At 72.6% G+C, this 7,991-nt stretch carries 9 protein-coding genes; 7 read left to right on the top strand and 2 right to left on the bottom strand.

The genetic code is table 11. The features are described from left to right. Positions 1–112: 112 nt before the first annotated feature. From CCS38_RS15930 to CCS38_RS15900, 7 genes are all read left to right on the top strand, one after another. Complete coding sequence (locus CCS38_RS15930) at positions 113–472, top strand: DUF3817 domain-containing protein (RefSeq protein ID WP_223733932.1); 360 nt, start codon at positions 113–115, stop codon at positions 470–472. Then, entirely contained in the window at positions 469–771 is a 303-nt protein-coding gene (locus tag CCS38_RS15925) for an MTH1187 family thiamine-binding protein (protein WP_223733931.1), read from the top strand. The genes CCS38_RS15930 and CCS38_RS15925 overlap by 4 nt, the downstream gene beginning before the upstream one ends. Positions 772–868: 97 nt before the next feature. After that, positions 869–1,378, top strand: a complete 510-nt coding sequence (locus tag CCS38_RS15920; protein ID WP_223733930.1) for a MarR family winged helix-turn-helix transcriptional regulator — start codon at positions 869–871, stop codon at positions 1,376–1,378. Between the two features lie 88 nt (positions 1,379–1,466). Then, positions 1,467–1,808 (top strand): DUF3817 domain-containing protein, encoded by a 342-nt coding sequence (locus CCS38_RS15915; RefSeq protein ID WP_223733929.1) that lies wholly within the window; start codon positions 1,467–1,469, stop codon positions 1,806–1,808. 7 nt (positions 1,809–1,815) lie between these two features. Then, the gene (locus CCS38_RS15910) at positions 1,816–2,889 is read left to right on the top strand and encodes an acyl-CoA dehydrogenase family protein (protein WP_223733928.1); all 1,074 of its coding nucleotides are present in this window, start codon (positions 1,816–1,818) and stop codon (positions 2,887–2,889) included. Positions 2,890–2,965: 76 nt separating this feature from the next. Continuing rightward, positions 2,966–4,666 (top strand): coenzyme B12-dependent isobutyryl-CoA mutase large subunit, encoded by a 1,701-nt coding sequence (icmA, locus tag CCS38_RS15905; protein WP_223733927.1) that lies wholly within the window; start codon positions 2,966–2,968, stop codon positions 4,664–4,666. 98 nt (positions 4,667–4,764) lie between these two features. Next, the gene (locus CCS38_RS15900) at positions 4,765–5,874 is read left to right on the top strand and encodes an alpha/beta fold hydrolase (RefSeq protein ID WP_223733926.1); all 1,110 of its coding nucleotides are present in this window, start codon (positions 4,765–4,767) and stop codon (positions 5,872–5,874) included. A 19-nt stretch (positions 5,875–5,893) separates the two neighbouring features. On the opposite strand, the gene CCS38_RS15895 is transcribed toward CCS38_RS15900, so the two are convergent. Together CCS38_RS15895 and CCS38_RS15890 are read right to left on the bottom strand one after the other, a co-directional pair. Then, entirely contained in the window at positions 5,894–7,288 is a 1,395-nt protein-coding gene (locus tag CCS38_RS15895; protein WP_223733925.1) for a sensor histidine kinase, read from the bottom strand. Continuing rightward, positions 7,285–7,956: a response regulator transcription factor gene (locus CCS38_RS15890; protein WP_223733933.1), complete on the bottom strand. Its 672-nt coding sequence runs from the start codon at positions 7,954–7,956 to the stop codon at positions 7,285–7,287. Before CCS38_RS15890 ends, CCS38_RS15895 begins: the two co-directional genes overlap by 4 nt. Between the last annotated feature and the right edge of the window lie 35 nt (positions 7,957–7,991).

Raw genomic sequence — 7,991 nt, 5'->3', positions numbered from 1 at the left:
GCCAAGGTGGCCCGGCGGCGGAGGGGCGCGGCGCGGCTGTCACAATGGAGCGGTGCTTGTGAATGTAGGCACAAGCTAAAGGCTGCACCCACCCCACCCGAACGAGGTTCCCGTGGATATCAAGACCGCTTCCGCCCTGCGCCGGCTCCGCCTGGTCTCCGCCCCCGAGGCCGTCTCCTTCCTGCTGCTGCTGATCTGCTCGGTCCTGAAGCGGACCACGGAATTCAACGCGGTGCCGGCGTTGGGCGCGATCCACGGCGTGCTGTTCATCCTGTACGTGATCTTCTGGCTGGACGCCTGGAACCGTACGAAGTGGTCCTTCGGCACCGCCGCGCTCTACTTCATCCTCTCCGTCCTGCCCACCGGCGGCTTCTTCGCCGAGCGGAAGCTGAAGCGCGAGGCCGAGGCGTCGGTCATCGCCGCCCGTGCGCGCAAGGAGAAGGAAGGCGTCGTGGGAGGGGTCAAGGCATGATCGTCGCCTTCTCGGTGAGCCCGCTCGGCGTCGGTGAGGACGTCGGGGAGTACGTCGCCGACGCGGTAAGGGTCGTCCGCGAGTCCGGGCTGCCCAACCGTACGGACGCCATGTTCACCTCCATCGAGGGCGAGTGGGACGAGGTCATGGACGTCGTCAAGCGCGCGGTCGCCGCGGTCGAGGAGCGCGCGGGCCGGGTCTCGCTCGTCCTGAAGGCCGACATCCGGCAGGGCGTGACCGACGGGCTGACCTCGAAGGTCGACACGGTCGAGCGGTACCTCGCGGAGAAGCGGGACTGACGGCAGGAGACCGCGGGCGTGGCCGGTGAAGTACCGTCCGCGCCCGTCTTCTGAGACGGGGCTGACCACCATATGGGCGACGGGTAGGGTCGGATACGTGCCGAAGCCGCTCAGTCTCCCCTTCGATCCCATCGCCCGCGCCGATGAGCTGTGGCAGCGCCGGTGGGGGGCCGTCCCGTCGATGGCGGCGATCACCTCGATCATGCGGGCCCAGCAGATCCTGCTCGGCGAGGTGGACGCCGTGGTCAAGCCGTACGGCCTCACCTTCGCGCGCTACGAAGCCCTGGTGCTGCTGACCTTCTCGCAGGCCGGCGAGTTGCCGATGTCCAAGATCGGCGAACGTCTGATGGTGCATCCCACCTCCGTCACCAACACCGTCGACCGGCTGGTGAAATCCGGCCTGGTGGCCAAGCGCCCGAACCCGAACGACGGGCGTGGCACGCTCGCGTCCATCACGGACAAGGGGCGCGAGGTGTGCGACGCGGCGACCCAGGACCTGATGGCGATGGACTTCGGGCTCGGCGCGTACGACGCGGAGGAGTGCCAGGAGATCTTCGCCCTGCTGCGCCCGCTGCGGGTGGCGGCGGCGGACTTCACGGACGAGTAAGAACCCCGTGAATAAGGGGCGATTAAGCCCTCCGCCGGGCGTGGGGGCGGCGAAGATCGCCCCCGCTCGTACGGTTACGCTCGTGGGCATGAAACGAAGCGTGCTGACCCGCTACCGGTCGATGGCGTACGTGACGGGCGTGCTGCTGGTCCTGCTGACTCTCGGCGTGATCGCCAAGTACCTGCTGCACATCGACGGTGCGGCCGGCTTCACCAGCGTCGTCGGCATCGCCCACGGCTGGCTGTACGTCGTGTACCTGGTCTTCGCCTTCGACATGGGCTCCAAGGCCAAGATGCCGATCGGGAAGCTGCTGTGGGTGCTGGTCGCCGGCACGATCCCCACGGCCGCGTTCTTCGTCGAGCGCAAGGTCTCGCGCGAGCTGGAGCCGCTGATCACGGGCGGCGCGGCCGCGCAGACCGCCAAGGTCTGACGCCCGCATGAGCGAGCCGTACGCCGACCACCACGATCACCCGCTGGTCGCGGCCGCGCGGCGGCTCGCCGCCGACACCCTCGCCCCGGCCGCCGAGCGCGCCGACCGCGAGGGTGTGGATCCGGCCACGATCGCCGCGGTCAAGGCGTCCGGCGTGCTCGGCGCCACCGGCCCGGCCGCGTACGGCGGGGCCGCGGCGCCCGCCCCCGTCGTCCGGGAGATCGTCGAGATCCTCGCCGGGGCCTGCTGCGCCACCTTCTTCGTCCAGGCGCAGCACCACACGCCGGTCGCGCTCCTCGCCGCCGCCCCCGAGGGCTCGCCCGTCCGCGAGCAGCTGCTGCGGCCGCTGTGCGACGGCACGCTGCTGGCCGGTATCGCCTTCTCCCATCTGCGGGCCTTCCCGAAGCTGCCGGTGCGCGTCACCCGTGAGCACTCCGGGTGGCGCTTCGACGGCCGGGTGCCCTGGTACACCGGCTGGGGTCTGAACGACGTCCTGCTGCTCGGCGGCGCCACCGAGGGCGGCGAGGTCGTCTTCGGTGGCGTCGAGGCCCGTGAGCAGCCCGGCCTGCGCGCCACGGAGCCGCTGGAGCTGGCCGCGCTCTCCGGGACCCGCACGGTCGGCCTGGAGCTGGACGGGCTGGTGCTGCCCGACGGGGCGGTGGCCCTCCGGCAGCCGTACGAGGACTGGGCGGCGGCCGACCGGCCGAAGAACACCAACGTCAACCCGGCGGTGCTGGGCGTCACCCGCGCCGCGCTGGACCTCCTGGACGCCTCGGGCGACGAGGCCGCGGCGGGCACCGCCGGCGTGCTCCGCGAGCGGCTGGCGGCCGTCCGCAAGGACGCGTACGCGCTGCTGGACGAGGTGCCGGCGCAGGAGCGCATTCCCGACCGGCTGGCCGCGAAGATGCGCGCGTACGACGTGCTGCGGGCGGCGACCACTGCCGCTGTCGTAGCGGGCGGGGGCCGGTCCGTGGGCCTGGACAGCCCGGCCCAGCGACTGGCCCGTGAGGGCATGTTCCTGCTGGTCCAGGGCCAGACGGCGGACGTCAGGAACGCACATCTGGCGGCCCTGCGCGGCTGATCCCGAGGCCCCGCGAGGCCGTTCCACCGCCGATTCCCATCGACAAGTACTAGGACGTCCAAGTAAATTTGTGGCCATGGACGCTCACGCGATCGAAGAGGGCCGCCGCCGCTGGCAGGCCCGGTACGACTCCGCACGCAAGCGCGACGCGGACTTCAGTACCCTCTCGGGCGACCCCGTCGACCCGGTCTACGGCCCACGCCCCGGCGACGCCTACGAAGGCTTCGAGCGGATCGGCTGGCCCGGCGAGTACCCCTTCACGCGCGGCCTGTACCCGACCGGCTACCGCGGCCGGACGTGGACCATCCGCCAGTTCGCGGGCTTCGGCAACGCCGAGCAGACGAACGAGCGGTACAAGATGATCCTCAAGGCGGGCGGCGGCGGCCTGTCCGTCGCCTTCGACATGCCGACCCTGATGGGCCGCGACTCCGACGACCCGCGCTCGCTCGGCGAGGTCGGCCACTGCGGCGTCGCCATCGACTCCGCCGCCGACATGGAGGTCCTCTTCAAGGACATCCCCCTCGGTGAGGTCACGACCTCGATGACGATCAGCGGCCCGGCGGTCCCGGTCTTCTGCATGTACCTGGTCGCCGCCGAGCGCCAGGGCGTGGACCCCGGCGTCCTCAACGGCACGCTCCAGACCGACATCTTCAAGGAGTACATCGCGCAGAAGGAGTGGCTCTTCCAGCCCGAGCCGCATCTGCGCCTGATCGGCGACCTGATGGAGCACTGCGCGCACTCCATCCCCGACTACAAGCCGCTCTCGGTCTCCGGCTACCACATCCGCGAGGCGGGCTCGACGGCCGCGCAGGAGCTGGCGTACACCCTGGCCGACGGCTTCGGGTACGTGGAGCTGGGGCTGTCCCGCGGCCTCGACGTGAACAAGTTCGCGCCCGGCCTGTCCTTCTTCTTCGACGCGCACGTCGACTTCTTCGAGGAGATCGCCAAGTTCCGCGCCGCGCGCCGGATCTGGGCCCGCTGGATGCGCGATGTGTACGGCGCGACCAGCGAGAAGGCGCAGTGGCTGCGGTTCCACACGCAGACCGCCGGCGTCTCGCTGACCGCGCAGCAGCCGTACAACAACGTCGTACGCACTGCGGTCGAGGCTCTTGCGGCCGTGCTCGGCGGCACCAACTCCCTGCACACCAACGCGCTGGACGAGACCCTCGCGCTGCCCAGCGAGCAGGCCGCGGAGATCGCGCTGCGCACGCAGCAGGTGCTGATGGAGGAGACCGGCGTCGCCAACGTCGCGGACCCGCTGGGCGGTTCGTGGTACATCGAACAGCTCACGGACCGCATCGAGGCGGACGCCGAGAAGATCTTCGACCGGATCAAGGAGCGCGGCGCCCGCGCCGTCCCCGACGGGCAGCACCCGATCGGCCCCATGACCTCCGGCATCCTGCGCGGCATCGAGGACGGCTGGTTCACCGGCGAGATCGCCGAGTCCGCCTTCCAGTACCAGCAGGCCCTGGAGAAGGGCGACAAGAAGGTCGTCGGCGTCAACTGCCACCACGGCTCGGTCACCGGCGATCTGGAGATCCTGCGGGTCAGCCACGAGGTCGAGCGCGAGCAGGTGCGCATCCTCGGCGGCCGCAAGGCGGCCCGCGACGACGCGGCGGTGCGCACCGCGCTGGACGGCATGCTCGCCGCGGCCCGCGACGGCCGCAACATGATCGAGCCCATGCTCGACGCGGTCCGCGCGGAGGCCACCCTCGGCGAGATCTGCGACGCGCTCCGGGACGAGTGGGGCGTGTACACGGAGCCCGCCGGCTTCTAGGGCGGAGTCCGGGCGGACAACGGAATCCGTGGCGTTCTTCCGGACGGCCGGGGTAGGCGGGTGCGGTCTGCATCCACCTACCCCTCCGGGAGACGTACGTGAAAAGACCCGCTCTGACCGCCGTCGGCACGGCAGCCCTCGCCACCGTCCTGCTGGCCGGCTCCGCGGTCATCAGCACGCCCGCGACCGCCGGGTCCGCGCCGGAGCCGCACGCGGCCGGCCTCCACGAGGTCCGCATCCAGGACGACTTCGACTCGCTCGGGCCCGAAGTGCAGGCTGCGAAGGTGTCGTCGGGGCGCACCGCGCACTACATCGACGAGGGGCCGCGGGACGGGAAGCCCGTGCTGTTCATCGGCGGTACCGGCACCAGCGCCCGCGCCGCGCACATGACGGACTTCTTCCGCAGTACGCGTGAATCGCTGAATCTGCGGCTGATATCGGTCGAGCGGAACGGCTTCGGCGACACCGCGTACGACAAGGACCTGGGCAAGGCCGACTTCGCGAAGGACGCGCTGGACGTCCTGGACCGGATCGGCGTGCGGCGGACGAGCGTGATCGCGATCTCCGGCGGCGGGCCGTACGCCGCCGAGCTCGCCGCGCGGGCGCCGCAGCGCATCGAGGCACTGCACCTGGCCGCCGCGCTGCCCCCGTACGGCAAGAAGCCGGACTACTGCTCCGTCTCCGACGAGGAGCTGGGCAAGCAGCTCGCCCCCGTCATCGCCGACCCGCGCAAGTGGTGGGCGTTCCCCGACGACAGCCCGACGAAGCAGATCCCGGGCTTCGCCGACACCGCGTACGAAGAGGGCGCGCGCACCTACAACCAGCGCGGCCAGAAGGCCGACCCGGCGCCGCAGGTGCACGAGCAGAAGCTGTACTGCGAGCGGCCGGGCCCCGACCTGTCGAAGCTCACGGCGCCGGTCTTCCTGTACAGCGGCAAGAAGGACACCACCGTCCCGCCGAGCACGATCGCGACGTGGCAGCAGCACCTGCCGGGCAAGCCGGTGGTGCGCTCCTACGCCGACTCCGGGCACGACGTGCAGTACCGGCACTGGGACCAGATCCTCGTCGACCTGGCCGGGTACCCGGACCGCACGGTGATCTGCGTCAACGGCCACAGCCGGCCGGCGAAGGCCGAAGCGGCGGAGAAGCTGGTGGCCGGCGGGCGGGCCACGCTGGGCAGCTGCGCCTGGCAGCAGGCGGGCCACTGACGCGTACGGCGCGCCGCCGCTAGCGCGGGAACCGCAGCCGGAACAGCGCCCCGCCGCCCGGCGCCTGCTCCGCGGTCAGCTCGGCGCGGTGCGCGCGGGCGATCTGCCGGGCCATCGCCAGGCCCAGCCCCGAGCCGGGGAGGGTGCGGGCGGCCCGGGCGCGGTAGAAGCGGTCGAAGACGTGCGGCAGGTCCTCGGCGGCGATGCCCGGGCCGTGGTCCCGGACCGTGATCTCCAGGGCGCCCGGCGGGGCGGTCAGCTCCGCCTCGACCGGGCCGCCGGGCGGCGAGAACTTGGCCGCGTTGTCGAGCAGGTTCGAGAGCAGCCGGGTCAGCCGGGCCGGTACGCCGGGCACGGAATCCGCGGCGGCGCGCGCGTCGGTCCGTACGGTGAAGGCGATCGCGGGCCAGTGCTCCCGGGCCGCGGCGACCGCGTGCTCCAGCAGCGCGGCGGGGTGTACCTCCTCGACCAGCGGCTGCGGCTCCTCGTCGCGGGCCAGCTCGATCAGGTCGTTGACCAGCGTGGTCACCTCGCGCAGCTGGCGGCCCAGGGCGGCGGACGCCCGGTCGCGCTGGGCTTCGGTCAGCCGGTCGGCGCGGGCGAGGAGCTCGGCGTTGGTACGCAGCGCCGTCAGCGGCGTACGCAGCTCGTGGGAGGCGTCGGCGACCAGTCGGCGCTGGGCGGTGACCGACTGCTCCAGCTCGCCGAGCATGGCGTTGAAGCTGGCCGCCAGCCGGGTCAGCTCGTCCTCGCGGCCCGGCGGCCCGGCGGGCAGTTCGATGCGGTGCCCGGCGTCGCGGGTCGCGGCGATCCGTTCGGCGGCCGCGGTCAGCCGGGCGACCGGCGCCAGGCCCGTACGGGAGACCCAGTAGCCGAGCGCTGCGGCCAGCAGCACGCCCGCGCCGCCCACCGCCGTCAGCATCCCGGCGGCCTGCCGCACCCCCTTCTCCACGGTGTCCGCACGCAGCGCCACCTGCACCGCCATGCCGTCCTTGAAGTGCTGCGTGAGCATCCGGGCCGGGCGGCCGTGCAGGGTGAACTCGCTGTAGTACGCGGCGTGCCGGCCCGCCGCGACCTCGCGGGTGGCGTCGGTGACCGGCAGCGCGTAGGGCCGGGACGGGTCGTCGGCGGCGTCGGCGGGGACGAGCTGGGAGCAGGCCGGGGCCGCCAGGAAACGGCATTCGGCGGCCACGGTCCCGGGCCCCTCGTCCCGGTTCTGCTGCATGACCAGGGTCGCCGACTGGGTGAGGTTCAGCTCCAGCTGGTGGCCCATGGCGTACCGGATGATGACGAAAGCGGCGGTGCACACGCCGACCGCGACCAGCGCCACGGCCGCCGAGGCGGCCAGCGCCAGCCGGGTCCGCAGCGGCCGCCTGCGCCGCCACGGCGCCCCGAGCCCGCGGCGGCCGCTCACTCTTCCCCCAGCCGGTAGCCGACACCGTGCACGGTGTGCAGCAGCCGCGGCTCGCCGCCCGCCTCCAGCTTGCGGCGCAGATAACCGACGTACACCGCTAGGGAGTTGGAGGCCGGCCCGAAGTCGCGGCCCCAGACCCGCTCCAGGATCACCTCGCGCGGCACGACCTGGCCGGGGTTGCGCGCGAACAGCTCCAGCAGGGTCCACTCGGTGCGGCTGAACTCCAGGCGGCGGCCGGCCCGCTGTCCGGTGCGGGTGGCCGGGTCGAGGACCAGGTCGGCGACGGTCAGCGCGGCGTCCTCGGTGTCCGGCGCGGCGACGCGGCGCAGCAGGGCCCGGAGCCGGGCGGTCAGTTCGTCCAGCGCGAAGGGCTTGACGAGGTAGTCGTCGGCGCCGGCGTCCAGCCCGTCCACCCGCTCGCTGACCGCGTCCAGCGCGGTCAGCACGAGGACGGGCGTGCGGTCGCCCAGCGCGCGCAGCCGCCGGCAGACCGCCAGGCCGTCCAGTACCGGCATCATCACGTCCAGCACGAGCGCGTCCGGCTGCCACTCCGCGACCGCGCTCAGTGCGGCCAGCCCGTCGGCCGCGCCGCGTACCCGGTACCCCTCCACGGTCAGCCCGTCCTCGACGGCCGCCCGGACCTCCGCGTCGTCGTCGACGACCAGGATGCGGGGCGCGGGCGGCCGTCGAGGACGGGCTGACC

The organism is Streptomyces purpurogeneiscleroticus, assembly GCF_020024005.1.
GTDB lineage: Bacteria > Actinomycetota > Actinomycetes > Streptomycetales > Streptomycetaceae > Streptomyces > Streptomyces purpurogeneiscleroticus.
Note: the sequence above shows the minus strand (reverse complement) of the source record. Positions and strands in the feature narration are given on the sequence as shown.

Bases quoted from the DNA above. Each gene is read 5' to 3' on its own strand.
- CCS38_RS15925 (WP_223733931.1), top strand. From the start codon at position 469: ATGATCGTCGCCTTCTCGGTGAGCCCGCTCGGCGTCGGTGAGGACGTC.
- CCS38_RS15915 (WP_223733929.1), top strand. From the start codon at position 1,467: ATGAAACGAAGCGTGCTGACCCGCTACCGGTCGATGGCGTACGTGACG.
- CCS38_RS15910 (WP_223733928.1), top strand. From the start codon at position 1,816: ATGAGCGAGCCGTACGCCGACCACCACGATCACCCGCTGGTCGCGGCC.
- icmA (WP_223733927.1), top strand. From the start codon at position 2,966: ATGGACGCTCACGCGATCGAAGAGGGCCGCCGCCGCTGGCAGGCCCGG.